The sequence below is a fragment of the Chryseobacterium ginsenosidimutans genome, assembly GCF_039536845.1.
GTDB lineage: Bacteria > Bacteroidota > Bacteroidia > Flavobacteriales > Weeksellaceae > Chryseobacterium > Chryseobacterium ginsenosidimutans_B.
Genome location: NZ_BAAAZJ010000003.1, coordinates 1,234,915 through 1,257,496 on the forward strand (window position 1 = coordinate 1,234,915; position 22,582 = coordinate 1,257,496).

21 protein-coding genes are annotated in these 22,582 nt (G+C 36.1%); 17 read left to right on the plus strand and 4 right to left on the minus strand.

Annotation, left to right across the window (positions count from 1 at the left end; all coding sequences use genetic code 11):
- Positions 1-67 precede the first annotated feature (67 nt).
- The 3 genes from ABD745_RS05760 (at position 68) to ABD745_RS05770 (ending at position 2,779) form a co-directional block, all read left to right on the plus strand.
- Positions 68-1,759, plus strand: a complete 1,692-nt coding sequence (locus ABD745_RS05760) for a sodium:solute symporter family protein (RefSeq protein ID WP_344826602.1) — start codon at positions 68-70, stop codon at positions 1,757-1,759.
- A 30-nt stretch (positions 1,760-1,789) separates the two neighbouring features.
- On the plus strand, positions 1,790-2,308 hold the full coding sequence (locus ABD745_RS05765) for a DUF2911 domain-containing protein (protein ID WP_344826605.1): 519 nt from the start codon (positions 1,790-1,792) through the stop codon (positions 2,306-2,308).
- A 279-nt stretch (positions 2,309-2,587) separates the two neighbouring features.
- Positions 2,588-2,779, plus strand: a complete 192-nt coding sequence (locus tag ABD745_RS05770) for an alcohol dehydrogenase catalytic domain-containing protein (RefSeq protein ID WP_344826608.1) — start codon at positions 2,588-2,590, stop codon at positions 2,777-2,779.
- Here the strand turns inward: ABD745_RS05770 and ABD745_RS05775 are convergent.
- On the minus strand, positions 2,748-2,963 hold the full coding sequence (locus tag ABD745_RS05775) for an NAD(P)H-binding protein (RefSeq protein WP_344826611.1): 216 nt from the start codon (positions 2,961-2,963) through the stop codon (positions 2,748-2,750). The genes ABD745_RS05770 and ABD745_RS05775 overlap by 32 nt on opposite strands.
- Before the next feature lie 310 nt (positions 2,964-3,273).
- Between ABD745_RS05775 and ABD745_RS05780 the strand changes: the two genes are divergently transcribed.
- The 6 genes from ABD745_RS05780 (at position 3,274) to ABD745_RS05805 (ending at position 11,288) form a co-directional block, all read left to right on the plus strand.
- Positions 3,274-6,147 carry a ligand-binding sensor domain-containing protein gene (locus ABD745_RS05780; protein ID WP_344826614.1) on the plus strand — a complete coding sequence of 958 codons (2,874 nt, stop codon included), beginning with the start codon at positions 3,274-3,276 and terminating at the stop codon, positions 6,145-6,147.
- A 90-nt stretch (positions 6,148-6,237) separates the two neighbouring features.
- Positions 6,238-6,852: a response regulator gene (locus ABD745_RS05785; protein WP_344826617.1), complete on the plus strand. Its 615-nt coding sequence runs from the start codon at positions 6,238-6,240 to the stop codon at positions 6,850-6,852.
- A 437-nt stretch (positions 6,853-7,289) separates the two neighbouring features.
- A complete protein-coding gene (locus tag ABD745_RS05790; RefSeq protein ID WP_344826620.1) occupies positions 7,290-8,129 on the plus strand; it encodes a hypothetical protein in 840 nt (279 codons plus the stop codon).
- A 70-nt stretch (positions 8,130-8,199) separates the two neighbouring features.
- Positions 8,200-8,991, plus strand: coding sequence for a hypothetical protein (locus ABD745_RS05795; RefSeq protein WP_344826623.1), 792 nt, complete (start codon positions 8,200-8,202; stop codon positions 8,989-8,991).
- A gap of 167 nt (positions 8,992-9,158) precedes the next feature.
- Entirely contained in the window at positions 9,159-10,181 is a 1,023-nt protein-coding gene (locus ABD745_RS05800; protein WP_344826626.1) for a hypothetical protein, read from the plus strand.
- A 75-nt stretch (positions 10,182-10,256) separates the two neighbouring features.
- Positions 10,257-11,288 (plus strand): hypothetical protein, encoded by a 1,032-nt coding sequence (locus ABD745_RS05805; protein WP_344826629.1) that lies wholly within the window; start codon positions 10,257-10,259, stop codon positions 11,286-11,288.
- Between the two features lie 772 nt (positions 11,289-12,060).
- Here ABD745_RS05805 and ABD745_RS05810 read toward each other — a convergent pair.
- Positions 12,061-12,405 carry a winged helix-turn-helix transcriptional regulator gene (locus ABD745_RS05810; protein ID WP_056015221.1) on the minus strand — a complete coding sequence of 115 codons (345 nt, stop codon included), beginning with the start codon at positions 12,403-12,405 and terminating at the stop codon, positions 12,061-12,063.
- A 31-nt stretch (positions 12,406-12,436) separates the two neighbouring features.
- A complete protein-coding gene (locus tag ABD745_RS05815) occupies positions 12,437-13,459 on the minus strand; it encodes an LLM class flavin-dependent oxidoreductase (RefSeq protein ID WP_425394617.1) in 1,023 nt (340 codons plus the stop codon).
- Between the two features lie 516 nt (positions 13,460-13,975).
- Between ABD745_RS05815 and ABD745_RS05820 the strand changes: the two genes are divergently transcribed.
- The 8 genes from ABD745_RS05820 to ABD745_RS05855 all read left to right on the plus strand — a co-directional run bounded on the left by ABD745_RS05820 (position 13,976) and on the right by ABD745_RS05855 (position 20,850).
- Positions 13,976-14,719 (plus strand): glucose 1-dehydrogenase, encoded by a 744-nt coding sequence (locus tag ABD745_RS05820; RefSeq protein WP_056015219.1) that lies wholly within the window; start codon positions 13,976-13,978, stop codon positions 14,717-14,719.
- 20 nt (positions 14,720-14,739) lie between these two features.
- Positions 14,740-15,543, plus strand: a complete 804-nt coding sequence (locus ABD745_RS05825; protein ID WP_213279946.1) for an NADPH-dependent F420 reductase — start codon at positions 14,740-14,742, stop codon at positions 15,541-15,543.
- A 26-nt stretch (positions 15,544-15,569) separates the two neighbouring features.
- Positions 15,570-16,325 (plus strand): NADPH-dependent F420 reductase, encoded by a 756-nt coding sequence (locus tag ABD745_RS05830; protein ID WP_213279945.1) that lies wholly within the window; start codon positions 15,570-15,572, stop codon positions 16,323-16,325.
- 186 nt (positions 16,326-16,511) lie between these two features.
- On the plus strand, positions 16,512-17,330 hold the full coding sequence (locus tag ABD745_RS05835) for an SDR family NAD(P)-dependent oxidoreductase (RefSeq protein WP_056015216.1): 819 nt from the start codon (positions 16,512-16,514) through the stop codon (positions 17,328-17,330).
- A gap of 64 nt (positions 17,331-17,394) precedes the next feature.
- Entirely contained in the window at positions 17,395-18,291 is an 897-nt protein-coding gene (locus ABD745_RS05840) for a helix-turn-helix domain-containing protein (RefSeq protein ID WP_056015215.1), read from the plus strand.
- Positions 18,292-18,504: 213 nt separating this feature from the next.
- Positions 18,505-19,821 (plus strand): NtaA/DmoA family FMN-dependent monooxygenase, encoded by a 1,317-nt coding sequence (locus tag ABD745_RS05845; protein ID WP_213279944.1) that lies wholly within the window; start codon positions 18,505-18,507, stop codon positions 19,819-19,821.
- A gap of 59 nt (positions 19,822-19,880) precedes the next feature.
- Positions 19,881-20,045, plus strand: coding sequence for a hypothetical protein (locus ABD745_RS05850; RefSeq protein WP_165589281.1), 165 nt, complete (start codon positions 19,881-19,883; stop codon positions 20,043-20,045).
- Between the two features lie 46 nt (positions 20,046-20,091).
- Complete coding sequence (locus tag ABD745_RS05855) at positions 20,092-20,850, plus strand: SDR family NAD(P)-dependent oxidoreductase (RefSeq protein WP_056015213.1); 759 nt, start codon at positions 20,092-20,094, stop codon at positions 20,848-20,850.
- Positions 20,851-21,210: 360 nt separating this feature from the next.
- Here the strand turns inward: ABD745_RS05855 and ABD745_RS05860 are convergent, their stop codons facing one another.
- A complete protein-coding gene (locus tag ABD745_RS05860) occupies positions 21,211-22,512 on the minus strand; it encodes a chloride channel protein (protein ID WP_062672582.1) in 1,302 nt (433 codons plus the stop codon).
- Positions 22,513-22,582 lie beyond the last annotated feature (70 nt).

Below are 22,582 nucleotides of genomic sequence, written 5' to 3' on the forward strand. Positions count from 1 at the left end.
ACATACTATTAGCACTTGCATTAGTATTGCAGATCGCATTTTATTATTTGTTTACTAAATTCTGGGCATGAGCAATATAGATTGGACAGTTCTCATTTTTACCCTTGTTGTAGTGGTTGTTTACGGGGTATTTATCGGTCGTGGCCAAAAAAGCAACGAATCCTACCTGAAAGCAGATAATAAAATGCCTTGGTACATTGTGTTGATAGGGATTATGGCTACACAGGCAAGTGCGATTACCTTTCTTTCAGCACCGGGCCAAGCTTATACAGATGGTATGCGTTTCGTTCAGTATTACTTTGGTCTGCCTTTGGCGATGATTGTGATCTGTATCACTTTCATCCCGATTTTCCAGCGCTTAAATGTGTACACGGCTTATGAATATCTGGAAAACCGTTTTGATAAAAAAACAAGAGTGCTCACTTCACTGCTTTTTCTTTTTTCCAGAGGTTTATCAACGGGAATCAGCATTTACGCTCCGAGTATCATCTTATCAAGCGTTTTAAACTGGAATATTTATGTAACCAATGTTTTAACAGGGGGTATTCTGTTGATTTATACTTATGTTGGCGGGGCAAAAGCGATCGCTCACACCCAAAAATTACAGTTTCTCATTATTCTGGGAACAATGGCTTTTGCAGGGTATTTGCTTATTCAAAATATGCCGAATGGAGTTGATTTTAAAGATGCGCTTTATCTGGCGGGAAAATCCGGAAAGCTCAATGTCATCACCACAGAATTCGATTGGAAAGATAAATACAATATTTGGAGTGGGTTGATTGGTGGTTTTTTTCTGGCCCTTTCTTACTTCGGTACGGACCAGAGTCAGGTCGGGAGGTATATTACAGCGAAAGACAATACCAATGCAAAAATGGGCTTACTGTTGAACGGATTGGTTAAAATTCCGATGCAGTTTGCTATTCTCCTGATTGGTGCTTTGCTTTTCGCCTTCTTTTCTCTTAAGCCGGCTCCGATTTATTTTAACGAACGCTCTTATCAACATCTAAAGGAAACACAACCTGAACAGGCTGCAATTTTTGAAAAAGAGCATCAAAATCTGCAAATAAAATTTAACGCAGAATCGAAAGAAATTCTACAATTGAAAGAAACTCATTCTCCTCAACTTAAAAAAACAATTCAGGATTTTAAAAATACACAAACCCAGGTAAAAGCACTTCACGGCAGGGTGGAGGAAGCAATCAATCATTCAAATTACAATGCGGAGAAAACGGACACCAATTATATTTTCCTGTATTTTGTAAAAAATACCTTGCCTGTAGGGATGATCGGTTTATTGTTTGCCGTCATTTTTCTGGCCAGCTGGGGTTCAATTTCCGCAGCGCTGAATTCCCTTGCCGCCTGCTCATTAAAAGATGTTCATTTGATATTTAAAAAAGAAATTCCTGATGATGCAACCGAACTGAGGTACAGTCGTCTACACACTTTAGCCTGGGGTATCTTCTCAATCGGTGTAGCCATGTTTGCAACTCAAATGGGTTCCCTTATTGAAGCGGTTAACGTATTGGGTTCTCTTTTCTACGGCCCGATATTGGGGATTTTTCTGGTTGCATTTTATTATAAAAAAGTCAACGGCGCGATTGTATTTATTTCTGCAGTTTTATCAGAAATTACGGTTATTGCCGTTTATCAGTTCGATATCGTCTCCTTCCTTTGGCTTAACGTAATCGGGGCAGCGGCAGTTATTATATTTTCCGCAATCGGATTACTGTTTTATAAGCCGAAAGCAGTAAATTCGTAAGCAAATAAACAATCAAATAAAAATATTATTATGAAAGCAATGATCAAAACTGCTACCGTACTTGTAGCTGCAATGACAATTTCAGTAAATGCCTTTGCGCAGGAAGCTAAAAAACCAGCAAGCCCTCCAGCTATTGCAACAGGAAAAATTAAAGATGCAACCATTACCATTGCCTACAGCAGCCCGTCTGTAAAAGGGCGTACAATCTGGGGTGGTCTGGAAGCTTATGATAAAGTTTGGCGTGCGGGTGCCAATGAAGCAACTACTTTCGAAACCGATAAGGACATTACCGTTCAGGGCAAAAAACTTCCTGCAGGTAAATACAGTTTTTTCTTAATCCCTAAACAAAGCGGAACCTGGACTGCAATTTTTAACAAAGAGCCAAAACAATGGGGCGCTTATAAATACGAAGAAGCAAAAGATGCTTTACGTGTTGATGTAAAAACAAAAGCTTTACCTGCAACACAGGAAACTTTAGTTTATAAAATAAACAATAATGGATTCACAATGGATTGGGATAAAATCTCAGTTCCTGTAGAGATCAAATAAATTTAAATACAAGAAATTAAAATCCCGTTAATGCGGGATTTTTTGTTTAAAATTTTAATATTGTATCAAACATTACTATTGTAAATTCCGGTGTTATTATCTGTCTTATCTTGCATTAGCTTTACTGGATAAATCGTTTGCCTAGATCACTAAACTTGCCGATTCAGAAATAAATCATAAACATTCCGATCCTGTCATTTATTACCATCGACAACATAATGGTGTTTGTCATTCAGATCTTGCACAGATCAACAATGAATGGTTTGAGGAGTATTTCCGATGATATTCGGACACGAAATTGTCGGACGGGTGGTAAAAGTTGGCGACCACGTTGAGAACTTCAAAGTTGGTGATTTGGCAGACGTAGGAACTTTGGTCAATTCCTGTGAACATTGTGAGCATTGTGAAGACGGGTTGGAGGTATATTGCAGAGATGGTGTTATTGCAACTTATAATATCGATGCTTCATAGCAGCGGAGATATCATTGAGGTTTAACAAGTCGCCAACTACTACTTCTGCGCCTTTCCGCACAAGTTCTTGTGAACGTTCATCAATGCTGTGAACCGGATAACCCATTTTCAAAAGTTCGTCTATGGCAGCACCGCCGCTCTTGCCTGTGGCACCGGTAATTAATACTTTAGTCTGCTTTTCCATTTTGAAATATTTTAATTATTGGATTTCAAATTGTTTAGCAAAGATAGATTAGATGCACTCGGTCGATCTAACATAAATTTCAGATTTACTATCACTTTTTTACCAGTGGCTGTATGATTTAAATGATAAAATAAGAGAGAGAGATACTTTATTACCCAGGCATTTACTTAAAAGTGTATTCTGGTATTTCAGAATGTTTTAAAAATGAAAGTAATCAAATAGTACATTTCTAGAATAAAATAAATGTTATAACGGAGGAAGAAATCATTACTTTTCTGTATTATATTTGTTAAAAAAAATTAAATAAATAATGAAGTATTGTTGCTTTGTATTTATATTCTTCTCATTATCTTTTTATTCTCAGCATTACACCTCATATTGGTATGGAATGGACGAGGGGCTGCCGCAAAATAGTGTCAAAGATATTATCAAGGACAGATATGGATTTATCTGGTTATCAACAGACGGTGGAATTTTACGCTATGACGGAAAAAGCTTTTTGCTTTACAATTCCTTTAAAGCAGGTAACTTAAATTTTGGAAATTTTTTAGAAACAAAAAATAAGGACATTATTTGTTTTAATAGTAATGACGAAAATTGTGTTTTAGTATCAAATAGAACTGCAAAAGTCTTCGATGAAAAAGTTTCTAAAACTTATTTCATGGCCGACAATAAACAATACAAAAGATATTATAAAAGTAGTTTTATCAGTAACTGGTTTCCGGAAACTAATACTTATTATATAAATACAAATTCTGGTACATATTATTTTGACAATCATTATATTACATACAAACAAGAAAATAAGCCAGCGAAAAAAATACTTTCAGGCTTTCCAATGAAAGGTCTGAGCAATGTTTTTGAACATAATAATACCATCTATCTTCCGGATCCGAAAAATAGAAAAACGATTATAATAAAAAGTGGCTTTATATCCTACGATGACAAACCTTCTCTATACAATGACCCTAAATCTAAAATATTTTGGCATCAGGGAACCGGACAGGTTTTTGTGATCAATAACAGTAATATTTATCTTAGCAAGGTATCTCACGATGTTCCTTCGCTTTCGTTTCTGATGCGGTATGAAAAAATTGAAAAAGAACTTTTATATTGTATTTTTTATGATGAAGAGTCTAATAAACTTTATTTCGGCAATGTGGTGAAAGGACTTAATATTATTAACCTTTCTCAATTTTATATTCCACAGAAAAATATTCCATTTTCCGGGGAGGTGGTCTATGAAGCTTTACCTTTCACTTCTAATTCAATTATTTCAAAACAGGGATTTGAGTATTATAAAGAAAAAGTAAATAAAATATATTCTGCTACTTTCAACTATGATAAACGTTATTTAGTCTATGACAATTCCCGTAATCTTTTGTGTGTAGAATTTAACAAGATCCACAGAAGATACAGTTCTTCTCAATACAAGAAATATGATTCCATAATGTTTATTAACCGAAATGTCGAAGGCCTGTTTAAAATCAAATCGAATTTAGCAGTGAACATGGCAGATAATAAATACGAATATTATTATCTGTATATATTCAGCGATGATCAGTTCAAAAAAAACACACATACTTTCAGGTTTAAGAATAATATCACTTCTATTCAGGAAGGAGACCATGACACGCTCTATGTTGGAACAACAAACGGAATTTTTATGATCTCCCTTTCAGAAAATAAGATCATAAACTACCTGGCAAAAGATTTACCCATAAAGGAAATTCAGCGGACAAAAGACGGCAATTACTGGTTTACTACTCATAATAAAGGTTTTCATCTGATTCATAAAAATAAAATTATCAGAATGCCCGACGACAAACAGGGATATATTGCCAACGTCCATCACATTTTAGAAGATAACAACGGTTTTTTCTGGATCTCGTCCAACAACGGATTATTTAAAGTCTCTAAAAAATTACTCTTGGACTACGTTAAAAATAAAAAAAACAGAGTCACTTATTATCGATACACCAAGGAAGATGGTTTTCTCAATAATGAATTTAATGGCAGTGCCAATCCGAGTGGAAATATTCTGAAAAACGGAGATTTTATATTTCCCTCAATGGAAGGATTTGTGTTTTTTAAACCTAATGAAATTAAAACCCATTACCCCAAAAAAGATCAGTTATTTATCGAAAGAGCCAAAGTTGGGAAAAAGATGCTCAATTTCACCGACACCCTTCGATTGAAAAGTAATTATAAAATGGCTGAAATATTTCTGGATTTCCCTTATTATCATGATATTAAAAATATTTATGCGGAGGCAAAGCTTGAAAATAGTGGAAACAGCAATTGGGAAGACATGGAAACTTCCAAAAAAATTATATTAAATGATAATCCTCCCGGAAATTATATTCTTCACGTCAGGTTTCTAACGTCTGAAAAAGGACAATTTGCTTACAGAAAAATATTTATAGAGATTGAACCGTTCTTTTATCAGACGATAGGGTTTAGAATCTTAATTATCCTATTGGGAATCATGTTTATCGTGCTGATTATCCGGATGCGTACTAATATTCTTAAAAAAACAGTTAAAGTATTAAAAGACCATTTAGACAATAAAGATCAGGAACTGGAGATTACAACCAACAAACTGAGAAACGAATCCGAATATCAGAAAAAAATCATGGAAAGTATCACTCACGATATTACGACACCAATTAGATTTTTGGTTTCAATCTCACAAAGGCTCAATAAGACAAAAGAAGCCGAATTACAAAAGAAATATTTTGATGAAATATATCACACTTCAGAACAACTGTTTAAGTTCACTTTGGATTTGAAAGAATATACAGGATTATTCAAAGAAGAAAATATTTTTACGGACGAGGAGCAGTATATTTTTACTCTTGTGGAGAACAAAAAAAAGCTGTTTGAGCCGATTGCGGCAACCAATCAAAGTATCATTCGTAATCTTTGTAATCCGGACCTAACAACCAGGATCAATAAAAATATATTGTCAGCCATTCTTCATAATTTGCTTGATAATGCTGTAAAGAATACCGTTCATGGTGAGATCCTTATAAAAACTGAACAAAAAAATGAAGAAGTAGAAATTATTATACGGGAAAAGGAATGTCATCAAGCCAGATCGAATATTACGCTCAGGTTTATGAAAATATGGAGAAAGACGATTTTATTTTTAAAAATTATGGACTGGGCCTGCATATGGTAATCCAGCTAACAAAAAAAATTAATGCAAGAATAAGCTTTTGCAAAAATGAACCCACAGGAACAATTGTGAAAGTAATTATAAATGGAATCTATGAATAAGAAAATAATAATTGCTGATGATCATTCGGTGGTAAGATTAGGAACTTCTATTGCACTGGAGGATCAGATTGATAATATTACAATTGATTTTGCGATAAATTATCATGAACTGAAGGAAAAACTAATTCGTGAAAAATTTGATCTGGTGATCCTCGATATTGAAATGGAGGGCAGCATCTACAAACATATGATTAGCGAATTAAAAATGATTAAGAATGATCTTTTGATTATGATTTTCTCCTCATCAGATGAGCATATCGCTATAGAATATATTCTGGAAGGTGCAGAAGGCTATGTAAGCAAATTAAGCAGCGATGAAACTTTAGCGAAAGCCGTGAGATCTATTTTTCAAAACGGACAGTATTATCCTCCCGGTATTATAAAACAATTTTCAGAAAGATCAGGTAAAAAGCATCCGAAAGAAATTTTATCCGAACGTGAATTCCAGATTTTTAAGCTTCTTGGCGAAGGAAATGGAAATTTGGAGATTGCTAATTTACTTAAGATTCAGTCGGGTACAATGAGTACTTACAAGAAAAGGATCTATACTAAATTAGGTGTGAAGAATCTTATTGAGCTTTTTAAGATTTATAAAAATTTGGATTAGCTAATTTCAATAGGAATCCGTTAAAAATAAGAATAGCATCTTCCTGCAGCATTTGTCTTAAAAAAGAGACAAATGCTGTCTTTATATTCATACATCTATGTCTTTATCTTATTACGAATTACATTCTTTAAAAAATTAACTAATTAATAATTTTGACAAGGTTGAAAACAACTCTGTTGAAAAAAAATTTATTGCCCCCATGTTGCCTGTAGGATTTGCATTTATTATCTGTTCCCACGGATATATAGGTGCAAAACCTGCGCAACAGTTATGTGTATGAAGTTTTGATTAGTCAGTTTTTAATACAAAGCTTTATAGGGAATTTTACTTCAGACAATAATTTTTACTTTTTCAATAATAGCCTTCAATCGATGGACTACAACTGTAATATGAATTACCATTTTTAGCCGAATATAAAATAATTACAGAATGATATTATGAGAAAAGTAATTGTAAGCTTAATAATTTTAGCAACCGGATGTGTTAAAATTTCAGCGCAAGTTGGAATTAATACTGGAAATCCTCAAGCTCAATTTCACGTAGACGGCGCTAAAGATAATGCTGATACAGGAGCTCCCTCTGCAACACAACAGGCAAATGACGTCGCCATAACTTCTTCCGGAAGTGTAGGAATTGGTACAATTAACCCCACGCAAAAATTAGAAATTCAGACGGGAGGAGTTGCAGGTTCACCAGTAACGGGCTTTAAACTGGCAGACGGAAATCAATTTGACCAATACGTTCTGACATCAGACGCAACAGGTATCGGTACCTGGAAAAGAGCCACACTCACCACCATTATGGGGACTCAACCCAATAATGACGGGATTGGAGATTACACTTTTAAAACTTCACCTGTAACTGCATGGCAATCTACACATCAATATATTACACTACCGCCCGGAAAGTGGAGAGTAGATGTCGTGGAATTATTAAGATATGACGGTTCCACTGTACAGCTCGCAACAAGTGATTATATGTGGGTACGTTTTACTTTTGGAGATAGTGATACTGCCACTGCGCCCACTGCTGATTTTATCGGAGCCGCAAAATATGTGAGTGGTAATATTTTAGACCCTACAATAGCTGGAACCAATAAATACGGTCTTGCTCAAGGTTCCGTTTTAATTGATAATACCGAAACAACAGCGAAATCTTATTATTTATTAACAGGTAATTCTACTTCATCAGTAACAGATGTTAATAAAAAATTATTGAGGTTAGGAGGTTCGTTTTGGGCAGAAAATATCATTACAGCATTTCCAATCACTCAATAATGAAATTTTATCCTTAATACAAGAGTCCGGCTCAAAATCATACAGCAGCTTAAAAAAAATACGTAAACATATGAAAAATTACACACTAAAAATTTTAGCCTTATTTATAGGATCAATAATGTATGGACAAGTTGGAATTAACAATGCCAATCCTTCTGCAGGATTAGATATTGTTTCTACTGGAAATACCAGTTCCAGCAAAGCTTTGGAAGTTAACAATTCTTCTAATACTGAAATGGTCACCGTTCTGGACAACGGAAATATGGGAATTGGAAATACTGCCCCCACTACAAAGCTTGATATCAACAATGGAAATACTGCCGGAGCTATAAAAATTGTAGATGGTACACAGGGGTCTGGGAAAGTACTTACCTCAGATGCTAATGGTTTAGCAACCTGGTCAGCTACACCGGCTACAGCGCTTTATTTTTTCTCAAGCAGCTTATATAACGGGACTACTGATTTCAAAGGGACAACTCCTCCTTATGCTAATCTAACACTAGGACCAAACGATCGATTTTTAACGACAGGAACGGTCACTAATCTTGGCCCTACAACGCCATACACACAACCCTCACAAGGCGTATCATATACAATCCCTGCAACAGGAATTTACAGATTGACATTATATACAAATCTGGGATATACAGGAAATGCAGTGGGTATACGTGCTTACAGAGGTGCTAATATTGTAAGGAGTAATGATGATAGCGTAACTAATGGCTCTTCGCTTGTTATGATCAATATTTGGAATCTTGAGGCAGGAGATGTCGTTTTACCTGTTTCTGTAGGGAATCCACCGCCGGGAGTTAACGCAAATCAATTGGTTGAAACTACCTTAACTGTGGAACGGGTGAATTAAGTAATACCTGAATAAGAGATTCTAAAAACACATTTTGTTGAGTCTTAGAAAAAAACTTAACTATTAAAAAAATTATGTTCTGATTATACACCATAATTAAAGCTAATACTGAAGACTTCTACATCATCCAAATAATTTATTTCATTGAAAATTATAAATTCTGTATTATGAAAAAAACGATATTACTTATTTGTACTTTGGGTACAAAATTTTTATTCTCGCAAGTAGGGATCAATACGGAATCGCCTAATGCAACACTCGACATAGTGGCTAAAACGACCGATGGAAGCAGACCGGAAGGAATCCTGATTCCTAGACTTACAGGAGATCAGATAAAATCAGCCGATAATCAATATACAAATTCTCAAAGAGGAATGTTGATATATGCTATCGCACCTGTTACTTCTGCCAGTGCAAAAACCATTAATATTATTTCTGCAGGATATTACTATTTCGATGGAACTATTTGGCAGAAAGTAGTAAGCCAAAACATAAATATATACAATTCCAATGGGACTATCGATGCCAACCGTACTGTAACCATGGGGGATAAATCACTCGCATTTACTTCTACTGCAACTACTGGCACAAGTCATTTTCAGGTCGATGGAAATACTTTAAATGTTGATGCCGTGAATAACAGGATCGGATTGGGTGTAAGTGCTCCTACAACAAAATTACATATCGATAATGGGACAACTGCCGGAGCTATCAGAATTGTAGACGGAACACAAGGAGAGGGGAAAATTCTGGTATCGGATGCCAATGGAGTGGGAACATGGCGTGCAAGTAGCGGTACAGCAACGGTTATAGAATCAAATTCGGGATCGGTAACAAGTCTTTTGCCTGCAGGTACTTTAATATACACGGGTGCAAACGCTACTGTTGTTACTCCGGGGTACTACATGATTTCAAGCCGGCTTATAACCGATAAGACTCCTTTAGGATGTGGCGGTTTTCTTGCTTTTAATTTAAGCCAAAGTCCTACTGCGGCTGTTAACAATGCCTTTCCTGTTCAGGATGTGCATGTAGCCGGAGCACCTACCAATGATTTCATTTATACTTCGAATATCGCTTATCTTCAACCGGGAACTTATTATATGCGTGTACGTACTGCCGCAGGATGTACAACAAATAATACAAGAGGTACCTTATCACAAAATGGGTTTACACTTACTTTACTGAAATAATCCATTGAAAACTATGCAACTATTTTTTATGGAACTGCTTAAAGAATTTTTCTACACCTAATTTAAATTAAGATTATGCAAAAAATCATATTATTAGTAAGTATATTCAGCTCTCAAATCTTTTTTTCACAAATAGGTTTTAATACGGCTTCTCCCAACGCTACATTGGATGTAGTTTCGAAAACAACAGATGGAAGCAGGGCAGAAGGTCTCAATGCTCCAAGTCTCACCGGAGATCAGATAAGAATGGCAGACAGCCAGTATAATGCAGCACAAACAGGTATATTGATCTATGCTACTTCAGCTCCCACTCTTACAAGTCCAAAAACCATAAATATAACCTCCGAAGGGTATTATTATTTCGATGGAAATGTCTGGCAAAAAATAATCAACCGGAATATAAATCTCTATAATGCTGATGGTACCCTCCAAACCGATCGTGAGGTGGCAATGACGGATAAGACTTTGAATTTTACTTCAACGGCTACTACAGGAACAAGTCAGTTTCAAGTGGATGGCACTACTTTAAATGTTGATGCCGTAAATAACAGAATTGGTTCAGGAACGGCGAATCCCGTTACTAGATTAGATATAAACAATGGTACTACTCCCGGAGCAGCCCGAATTGTTGATGGTACACAGGCAGAAGGAAGAATCATGGTTTCAGATGCCAATGGAACAGGCACATGGCGTGAGAACCCAGGAACAGGAGCTACTATTGTAATCAATTCAAATGCGGGACCTGCTACCAGTCTCCCTTCGTCCGGTGTTTTGGAATATGTGGGAACAAACGCTATTGTTACGATCCCTGGATATTATATTGTTACGACACGTTTACTTACAGATAAATCTCCTTTAGACTGTGGTTCTTTTATAGCTTTTAATTTAAGCCAAAGCCCGACTTCGGCAGTTAATAATGCATTTCCAAATCAAGATATCCATCTTGCCGGAGGTTATATTGGCTTTGATGTTGCATTTACATCAAATATCGCTTATCTGCAGGCAGGAACCTATTATATGCGTGTCCGTTCAAGTGGAGGATGTACATCCAATGTGGTGAGATCTAATCTTGGGCAGAACAGCTTTACCTTAACATTATTGAAATAGCAAAATTTGGAAGCTATCTACAAATTCAGAGACACTTCCATGTGTAGATTGATTGGTTTATTATTACAAGAATTATTGGCAACTAATTTATAGTGCTTATTCCTGACTGAATAATAGTAAGTCAGGAGTTTAAAAAAATATTTCTAAATTTATCGTATGGAGAATCATTCATTATTCAAATAAAAATATTAATTTAAGATTTCAAAACTATACATGATAAACAGAATTATACTAATTGGAAATGGGTTTTTATATTTGCGTTGACTGGGAATCTACAGCAAGAAACATTATGTATGATTATTTTGAGTCTAACGGTCATTATTTCAGAGCTTAACAATGATTCTATATATTTGTTACAACTCATATCTATTTTAATATTCAAATAGATTTAATCAAATTCAAGCAGATTAAAAAAGTATATTTCTGAAATTTGGATACAAAAGAAAAAAAAGAGAATTTGTAATTAATTGTTTTTCAATATTTTACAAAATTCTCTTTTAAGATTTAGTGACCTTGACGAGCGTATCTTCAAACACTTTTATAGATGATTTGGTTCGTTTGAGCCAAATTAGACAAGAATTACAAAACTCATTTTTAACAAAAAATTTCTTTTAGTTTGTTTCTAATACAATTTAATTTAAAAAATTAATAACAATCAGTATTGGAATAGTATGTCTTAAGTTGGCAGTAATTGCCTTGTACCCATAACCGAAGAAATATCGAACTATTTGGTGGAAGATATGGAATGAATCCCGGCGATTTATCAAACTGTCTATTCCGTAACTTTTCTTTTATGATTAACTCCCCAGTCCTTAAGTGCATAAATGAGTGGCGTCAAGGTATCTGCATAAGGCTCCAGTTTGTACGAGATTTTTATTGGATATTCGTCGATAATAATTCTTTTCAGCAGTTTATGCTGCTCCAGATCCTTTAGTTCTTTTGCTAAAACTTTAGGTGTAATTCCTGGAATACTTTCCTGTATATCCGTAAAACGATCATTTCCAACGCCTACTGAAATGATGATGGGTACTTTCCACTTTCCATTAATGACGTCAAGTGTATCTCTTACTGGTTTTATAGTGTCCAGGCAGTCACAGTGTACTTTTTTTTGTGCCATTTTTTTTATTTTATCAGATTAGCTTTTAAATTTAATGATAGGTCACTTCTACACCATTAATTTCTTTCACCACTTCAGCAAAAAGTTTTGCAGACTTAACCCTGTCATTGATATCATAAATTGTCGATACCATAATCAGTTCATCAACTTGAGTTTCTTCAAGAAATGCTTTCGTTTGTTCTTTTACCTTTTCTTTGGTTCCTACAAAAGAATATTTAAGCATTTGATGTAAACTTGGATGATTTAAAATATCTTTCAGATCATCGGTCATTTCTGTAGGTGGTTGCAAAGGTTGAGAATTTCCGGTTAAAACTCCGAAAAACATTCTGATGAGTGATGTGAATATCCTTTGTGCTTCTTCATCGGTATCAGCAACAACCACATTGACGCCCGCAATTGTATAGGGTTTTGCCAACATTTCTGAAGGTTGAAATTCTTCCCGATAGATCTCTAAAGCGTGCAATAAATGGTTTGAGGCAAAGTGGCTTGCAAATGCATACGGCAATCCCTTTTGAGCCGCTAAATGTGCACTGTCAGTGCTTGACCCTAAAATGTAGATCGGCACATTGGCATCCTCAGCTATAGGTGCTCTCACTTTTCCGTTGCTATTGGCTGATGAGAAATAATTTTCAATCTTTTCAATTTCTGATGGGAAAGAGTGTGCTGCTTTCATAAAGTCCGATCGGATTGCCTGTGCTGTCAGCGTATCTGTGCCTGGAGCTCTTCCCAAGCCTAAATCAATACGGTCAGGGTAGAGGTGAGCAAGTGTGCCAAATTGTTCTGCTATGATCAGTGGAGAATGATTGGGTAGCATAATTCCGCCGGATCCTACTCTTATCTTATTGGTGTTTTCAGCAACATAACCGATCAATATAGAAGTTGCACTGCTCCCGACCGAAGCTGAATTATGGTGTTCAGCGAACCAATATCGTTTGTAGTCATTTGCTTCAGCAACTTTTGCCAATGCTAATGAATTATGTAATGTCTCTCTGAAAGTACTGCCTTCTGACACAATAGCAAGCTCTAAGATTGAATATTCGATATGTTTTTTCATTATTTTGGAATTTTGATTTTATTAATAATATTTAATCGTTTGCAATAACCTATTAACCAATAAATCAATGCAAAATTAATAGATGTAACTTCATTTATGATAGCAATTAACAAGCAGAAAGTAAAATACAAAGGATTTGTGAAATACCTATTAATCTGTTAGTTTAAAAAATACGGTCTGAACTAAGTATCAACAGTTCCCATGTTTTACCTAAATGTTTTATCCTAATATAAAGTGTTTACCGCACACTTTACACCTCACAAAATTACATAAAAAATACTAACTATAAGATAGTAGTTTCCTAAAAGAAAGTGATGTAATTCCAAAGTTTATACTTTAATATTTCTGCTACCAATGATTTAAAAAATACACTTTCCTTTAGGAAAGGACTATACAATTGATAGTAAAATCTCTCTAACTTTGCATCATCAATTACAGAGTTCTACAAAACACCGATTAAAAAATTTGATCGAAAAGTGATGTAGAGATAATACTAATTCAATTAAAATTTTTAAAATGAAAAGATTAGAAGGTAAAGTTGCAATCATCACAGGTGGCGCAAGAGGAATGGGCGAGGCTCACGCAAAATTGTTTGTTGAGCACGGAGCGAAAGTGGTCATTACTGATGTTCTGGAAGATGAAGGCTCTGCTTTGGCAGAATCTTTAGGAGAGGATGCTATTTTTATAAAACACGATGTTACCAGCGAGGATCAATGGAGAGAAGTAGTGGAAACTGCTGAAAAGCAATTTGGTAACATTACTGTTTTGGTCAATAACGCAGGTATTGCAGGCAAATTTGGTAATGTTGCGGATCTTGATTTCGCTGAATACAAAAAAGTGATGTCCGTCAATAGTGATGGTGTGTTTTTAGGAATGAAGTCAGTGATACCTTCGATGCTTAAGGCAGGTCAAGGTTCGATTGTCAACATTTCATCAGTTTCAGGATTACAGGTAGCACCTGGATCTCCAAATGCTGCTTATGTGGGAAGCAAATTTGCCGTTACAGGTCTGACAAAGATGGCCGCATTGGAATATGCTACCCGCAATATCAGAGTAAATTCGGTACATCCGGGAGGCGTTAAAACCGGCATCGTAGATCCTAAATTATTTGACGATCCCAAAATTTTAGAACCAACTCCACTGGGAAGATTAGCTACACCTCTTGAAGTGGCTTTCGTTTCATTATTTCTAGCATCAGATGAGGCATCATACCTGACCGCTGCTGAGTATAAAGTAGATGGTGGTATGACGGCAAAGTAAAATTTAATAAATATAACGTAATGAAAATAGGAGTAATAGGGGCCGGACTGATCGGCAAAACATTGGCGAAAAAATTCAGTGATTCTGGACATACGGTTTCTTTGGCTGATGCCAAAGGTGTAAATGAAATACGACAGATAGCAAATAATGCTGGCGCCAAAGCGGTTGATGTAGAGGATGTTTCTACTGATATAGATGTTTTAATTTTAGCGATCCCATTATTAAGAATTCCGGAATTAGCACAAACCTTAAAGTCTAAATTAGATGATAGCGTTGTAGTTGTAGAAACAACTAATTACTGGCCTCATCGTGATGGACGCATTGATGCTATTGAAAATGGAATGGTCAACAGTGTTTGGGTACAGCAACAATTAGGTAGAACTGTAGTAAAAGCTTTCAGTAATATCGGAGCTTACAGTCTATTGGCGGAAGGAAAACCCAAAAATAGCGATGGTAGAATTGCTGTAGCCGTTTCGGGAGACGTTCAGAAAGAAATAGATGTAGTGATGGGATTGGTAGATGATGTAGGATTTGATGCACTTGATTCTGGACCACTTGAAGATTCCTGGAGACAACAAGCTTGCGGACCAGCATATTGTACAGATCTTTCACTGAATGAACTTAAGGATGCAAGAGAATCTGCAATCAGGGAAACCCTGGTAGATAAGCAAACCCTGTCTTTTGAGACGATGAAAGATCTTGGTCAGGAATTTTTTGATATTCTGGTTTCAGGACAATACCCGGAAGGATTTGTAGATCATGCAGTAGATATCAATCGTTCAATCAACGGTTTACCGCCAAGAGTCAATGGAAATAAACTTTAATAACAATAATTTTTAATAATTTAAATATGAAAATAGGGATAATAGGTACCGGTGCTATAGGTGGTACCATTGCAAAAAAAATGGCTGAAGCTGGTCATACTGTAAAAATCAATAATTCAGATGACGCAGAAAAATTAAATGCCCGTGCTAAAGAGTTGGGTGTATCGCCTGCGAATCAGAAAGATGTTGTAAAGGATGTCGATGTTATCATTTTGTCTTTGCCAACGATTGCCATCCCAACTTTACCTAAAAATCTTTTTGCTGAAGTTCCGGAAAATGTAATTGTAGTCGATACTTCCAATTATTATCCGTTCCGTGATGCTGATATTGAAGAAATAAAAAACGGTAAAGTGGAAAGTGTATGGGTATCCGAGCAATTAGGCAGACCCGTGATCAAAGCTTTCAACAACTTATTGGCAGAAACACTTATCAGCGGTGGGAAAAATCCTGATGCAGAAAACAGAATTGCAATGGCAGTAGCCGGAGACAATGACGACGCTAAAAAAGTTATAGCAGGATTAGTTAATGATGCCGGTTATGATGTTGTTGATTCAGGTAGTCTTTCAGAATCATGGAGACATCAACCGGGGACACCAGCCTACTGCACGGAATTGGAAGCAGAAGAATTAAAACAAGCTTTGAAGGATGCAGTGAAAGAAGAAGCGCCTGTTAAAAGAGATCAAGCGATCGCTGAACTTTCAGCAATGTCTAGCTATCCTTCTCATCCTGATGTTGTAAAATTTAACAGAGCATTGTTTGAAAAAAATCCAAAGACAAAATAATAAGTGCTCAATTGAACTGAAATGTGCTAATGAGTATTGAAAAGATTTCCAGTTTGTATCTTATCAATAGATTAAAGTTTTACACTGTACTTTTCGTTAAAACGCTTCATAATTACCCACTTTTGTATCATTTTCGAAGGTGTTATTTGAAGGAACTTTGTCATGTCAAATATTTAAAATAATCTAATGGCAAAAACAATTTTTATAACAGGAGCATCCCGAGGATTCGGAAGAATTTGGACGGAAGCATTTTTACGACGTGGCGATAATGTAGTTGCTGCTGTTCGTACTCCTGAATCGTTAGCAGATTTAAAGCAGGAATTTTCATCAACGCTCTTGGTTGTTAAGCATGATGTTAGAGACAGAATAGGAAGTTTTGAAGCAGTTGAAAATGCAGTAGGTCACTTTGGAAGAATCGATGTTTTAATCAATAATGCAGGGTTCGGACATGTAGGAGCTGTCGAAGAGCTTAGCGAATCAGATGTCAGGGCTCAGTTTGAAACTAATGTATTGGGGTCATTGTGGATGGTTCAGGCAATATTACCTGTGATACGTGAGCAAAAATCGGGTCAGATCATTCAGCTTTCAAGTGCTTTGGGACTGAACACAGTTCCATTGATGGGACTTTACAGTGCTACAAAATTTGCAGTGGAAGGTCTTACCGAAACCCTGGCAAGCGAAGTGAGCGGTTTCGGCATAAAAGTGACCATTGTAGAACCGGGCGGATTCTCCACAGATTTCTTCGGAAATAATTCTCTGGCGCTGAGTTCAATAGTTTCTGATTATGATGCTATAAGAAAAGATTTTTATGAGCACGCAGAAGATCAGGATTCTGGTAATCCAATGGCTACCGCTACTGCTATCCTGAGCCTGGTAGATTCTGATAATCCACCGTTAAGACTGCTTTTGGGCAAAAATACTTTCTCTTGGGTGAAACACATCTATTCGGAACGTCTTAAAACCTGGGAATCCTGGGAAGATGTTTCTGTGGCAGCACACGGTTAATTGAAATTTAATATGAGCAGAATCTGACTTTTCAGAAATCTGTTTTTAATATCTCATAAAAAAGATGGAACATTTTACGAAAATCAGCGACCTTCATACGGCTTTTGGCATTAAGCCACCAGAAAACCCTCTTTTTAGTGTGGTTTTTGGGGAACAGGATATGTGCAAGGGGAATAATAAGCTTGAATTTTCTTCCGGATTTTATATCATTGGATTTAAAAAATTGAAATCTGGTAGTATGTCATATGGCAAAACTAAATATGATCACGACCTGGGTTCCTTGTCATTCATAAAACCACAGCAGAAAGTGGCATTCCAAAATGTGATGCTGGAGGAAAAGGGTTTTTTAATTATTATTCATGAAGATTATCTACCTGGAACAGCACTTTACAAAGAAATTAAGAAATACAGCTATTTCGATTATGAAGTGAATGAAGCTTTGCATCTTTCACCTTCTGAAGAAGATATCATCTGGAATTTATATTTCAACATCGAAAAAGAATATAATAATAATACCGACGAGCTAAGCAAATCAATTATTATAAGCCATCTGGATTCTTTACTGAAATATTCGCAACGCTTCTATAAGAGACAGTTTATCAACAGAAAGCCGCTGACGGGCTCAATGGTAACAAAGTTCAATTCATTGCTTGTTGCGAATTTTGAAGAAAGAAAAATTAAGGATATTGGATTGCCAACGGTAGCACTGATGGCGGAAAAATTGAACATATCGTCACGGTATTTGACCGATTTGCTAAAAGAAGAGACGGGTAAAACAGCCCTGGAGCTTATTCATCTTTTTTTGATTGGCGAAGCGAAAAATTTATTAACCGAAGGAGAGTTGAACATATCAGAAATCTCTCACCATCTGGGTTTTGAAAATACCACCTATTTTTCACGTCTTTTTAGAAAGGAGGTCGGAATTACGCCTAGAAAATTCAGAGGAAGTCTTCTAAATTAAAACAGAAAATTCTTCAAAACAGAGATAACCCTTAAACAATTTATTACAAGGTATTGCTTTATAGGGTAGGGTTGCTGGTACAGTAAATTCTGAAATGTATAATAAATGAAAATTAATTCAAGCACATTAAATTTTAGAAATTGGAGTTCTTCGTGCAGGTTAGAAACAATGGTGATTTAAATTATTTAAGAAGAGTGAACAAATTTTTATAATATGAAAAAAATGTTAATAGGATTACATTTAGGAAACGGATACGGCTCTTCACCGGGAGCATGGAGATTTTCTGGAGTTAATCCTCAAAGTTATACCAGTTATGATGCGAGGGTTCAGCAAGCCCAAGCGGCTGAGCGGGGAAAGTTCCAGTTTATATTTTTACCCGATGGTCCGGGCGCTATCATGGCAGATATAGAAAGCGAAGCTCCAAACTTTAACCTTGATGTCATGATGACGTTGGCTGCAGTTGCCAGAGAAACAGAATATATTGGACTTGTTGCAACCGGGTCTACTACTTTTAACGAGCCTTTTAATTTGGCAAGGCAATACAAAGCACTTGACATCATGAGTCATGGTAGAGCAGGCTGGAACGCCATTACATCAAGCGGCAATGATGTCGCAGCTAATTACGGAAAAATAATACCTACCAGTGCAGAGCGTTATGGTCGTGCACACGAGTCAATACAATTGATACAGGCACTGTGGGGCAGCTGGGGTAAGGATGCGTGGATACACGATCAGAAAACCGGATATTTTGCAGATAAAGATCAGATTGTGCCCATCAATCTTCAAGGCAAATTTGTAGGGTCAAGGGGTCCGCTGTATATTCCACCTTCCGAACAGGGACAACCGGTGATATTTCACGCCGGTGGAAGTCCTAATGCACACGAACTTGCCGGTCGATTTGCAAACGTTGTAATTGGTGCAGCTTTTACTATTGAAGATGCACGTGCACAACGTAATGCATTCAGGGAATCAGCAGAGCGTCATGGGAGAAATCCTGACGAGATAAAATATATTGCAGGGCTTATGACCTCAATAGCAGGGAACAGGCGTGAAGGTTTAGATAGGAGAATCATTTTGACACAGCACCTCTTTCCTCAAAGAGTTTCATATCTCCAGCAGATGCTTGGAATACCACTGAACGATAAAGACCTGGATTCTCCGTTGTCTCAGACTTTATTAAATGCAGCCCGTCCATCTCCTTATGATCCCAGATCATCTCATGCCCTTAAAATTGCAAAAGAGGGTTGGAGCCTGCGTGACATTATTGCTCATGGTGTGATAGATTATCATCCTGTCATTGCTGGTCCGGGCATTGAGGCAGCAGACCATATGCAGAGATGGTTCGAAGCAGGCGCTGCTGACGGATTCTGGATTTCACCAGATGTAAATTTTGACGGAATCGATGCATTTGTTAATGAGGTTGTCCCAATATTGCAACAACGGGGATTGTTTCATCAGGACTATGAAGGAAAGACCCTGAGGGAAAATCTGGGAATACCAGATCAATACGGAGTAGATCCTCGTGTTTAGGAACTCTATTACAGGATGAATGCTCCAACGATAAAAAAATATTTAACGACTCAATTCTTATGTCAGATATCAAAGAAAAGCAAACCAATTATGTAATCGTCTTCGAAGACGAAAGTCTTTTGGATAATGTTTGGTTTGCAATGGAAAGGATTGGTAGAAGTTGGAATCTTAGAATCAATACTGCAATTGCAATCGGAAATAAGAGGTTCACTCTACAAGAATAAAAAAAATAATTTTAAAACAAAAAACAAAAAACAAAAAACAAAAAAAATGGCAAATAAAATCGCATTAGTTACAGGCGCAAGCCGTGGATTAGGTAAAGATTCAGCTATACAATTAGCTAAAAAAGGCTTTGATATCATTTTAACCTATCAAACAAAAAAAGAATTTGCAGATCAGGTGGTCTTAGAAATTGAAGCTGTCGGACAAAAAGCATTTGCGTTATCCCTTGATATCTCAACAACAGATGGTTTTGATCAATTTGTAAATGAAGTAAGGAATATTTTAGATACTCAATATCCTTCTGCAAAGTTGGATGCATTAGTAAACAATGCAGGAATTGGTATCAATAAACCTTTCGACCAAACAACTGAAGATATCGTAGATTTAATGACAAATATTCATTTTAAAGGGCCTTATTTTATAACTCAAAAACTTTTACCATTATTAAATGATGGAAGCAGTATCGTTAATGTGTCGTCAGGTTTAGCAAGATTCTCATCTCCCGGCTACTCGGCATATGGTGCTATGAAAGCTGCAATAGAATCTTTATCAAGATATCAGGCTTTAGAATTGGGAAGCAGAAAAATTAGAGTCAATGCCCTTGCTCCGGGTGCAATCGAGACTGATTTTGATGGCGGTGCCGTTCGTGATATTTCAGATGTCAATAACTACTTAACTGCTGAAACAGCTTTGGGAAGAGTTGGTCTGCCGGATGATATTGGAAGTGTTATAGCATTTTTATGCTCTGATGATTCAAAATGGATTAACGCACAGCGAATAGAAGTTTCTGGAGGATATCGAATATAGTAGATTGAATTAAAATTAATCAGATTTGAAATAAAATATTCTTTATCACTAAATCTTTTGAGGAAAAAAGTGATTTATCAATGAATTTATAATCTTAAAATAAATGGCGCCACTTGTCTTAAAGTGGCGCCATTTGGATGTGTGTGACCAAGACGAGCGTATCTTCAAACACTTTTATCGATGATTTACTTCGTTTGAGCCAAATCAAAAAGGAATTAGTAACCCCGATTTTAATATTTAATCACTTGTAGTTGTAGAGTTTTTGCAAATTAATTTTTTAGTAAATGTAATAATCCAATATAAACAAAGAAGATGTTATTGATATGATTGTTGTATTTAAATATCGTACGGTACTTTTAATCAATTTATTACGTTCCGGCTGCTTGAAAATTCTTTGTAAGTATACACATTGTAAGGATAGATTTTCTTTGCCAGAATTTTAGAAATAACACTACTGATGAACAAAGGAAACAGCAATAGATATCCAGACGGTACTATACTGGAAATAATAAACATGGCAGTAAGAGGGGCGTGAATAGCTGCGGAAAGCATGGCAGCTGCTCCAAATAACGCAAAATTAATAATCACAAGATTGGTACCTAAATAATGGTTGCAGAATTGGGCAAAAAATACCCCTAAAAACGCTCCTGTAACAATACTAGGGGCAAATACACCGCCGTCACCGCCTGCACCGAGAGTGAGGGAAGCCGCCAATGGCTTTATGAAGATAAGCAAAACCAGAGGAATTAAATATGCGAGATTAACGATGTCGTACGAACTACATTCGAGGATTTTACCAAGTCCGTGATAACTATCACCATATAAAGCCGGAAGAAAAAAGATAAATACCCCAACAGTTATAGCACCTAAATTTACACGGATGAAATTGTTGTTAATCCCACCAAAAAATGTTTTTGCGTAGATGACAATTTTCGTAAAATAAAGCGCAAATATACCTCCGATTAAACTTAGTATCATAGCAAAAGGTATGGATTGCCAACGCCAGTCCTGTACCTTAAATGTAAATAGTGGATTTGAGTCATAAAAATGTACAAATAGATGAGCTACAATCATCGAACTAATTCCACTGATCAGTAAGGTTTTATTGTATTTACGTGCAATAACTTCAAATGCAAATAAAAAACCGCCCAGCGCACTTCCAAAGAGTACGGTTACACCCGCTATAATACCTGCACATATCAGTTCCGTCTTGTAGGCCCAAGCACTATGCAAATGTTTGTAGGCCTGATTACCAACTGTTGCGGTGGCAACTACTGTTGACACTTCTACTCCTGTAGATCCTCCGAAAATCACTGTTAAAAAGCCATTAACACAATGAGAAGGTATTTTAAAAAAAGGAAGATGATCTTTTCTTGTTTCCAGGGTAGTATATATTTCTTTAATTCCTTTATTTTTTCTGTTCTGAAAGAAATATTTACGTAGGAAGTAGATTGTTGTAATACCTACACTTGGTAAAAAGATTAACAATTTGTTTTCCGTGGCTATAATTTGTTCAAAGAGGTATTCTTGTACCTGTCCTGTTAAATGTTTTAAAGTATAAGATATAAGACAACAGATAATACTAACGATAATAGATATCCCGGTTAATTTGACATAGCTGGATCTGATTATTTTCTTTCTGTACGCTGTATTGCCTTGCATAACTATTTTAGTTTTAAAGAAGATGTAAAGGTAACAGTTATTTTTTGAAATAGTAAAAGTTGCTTGTTAC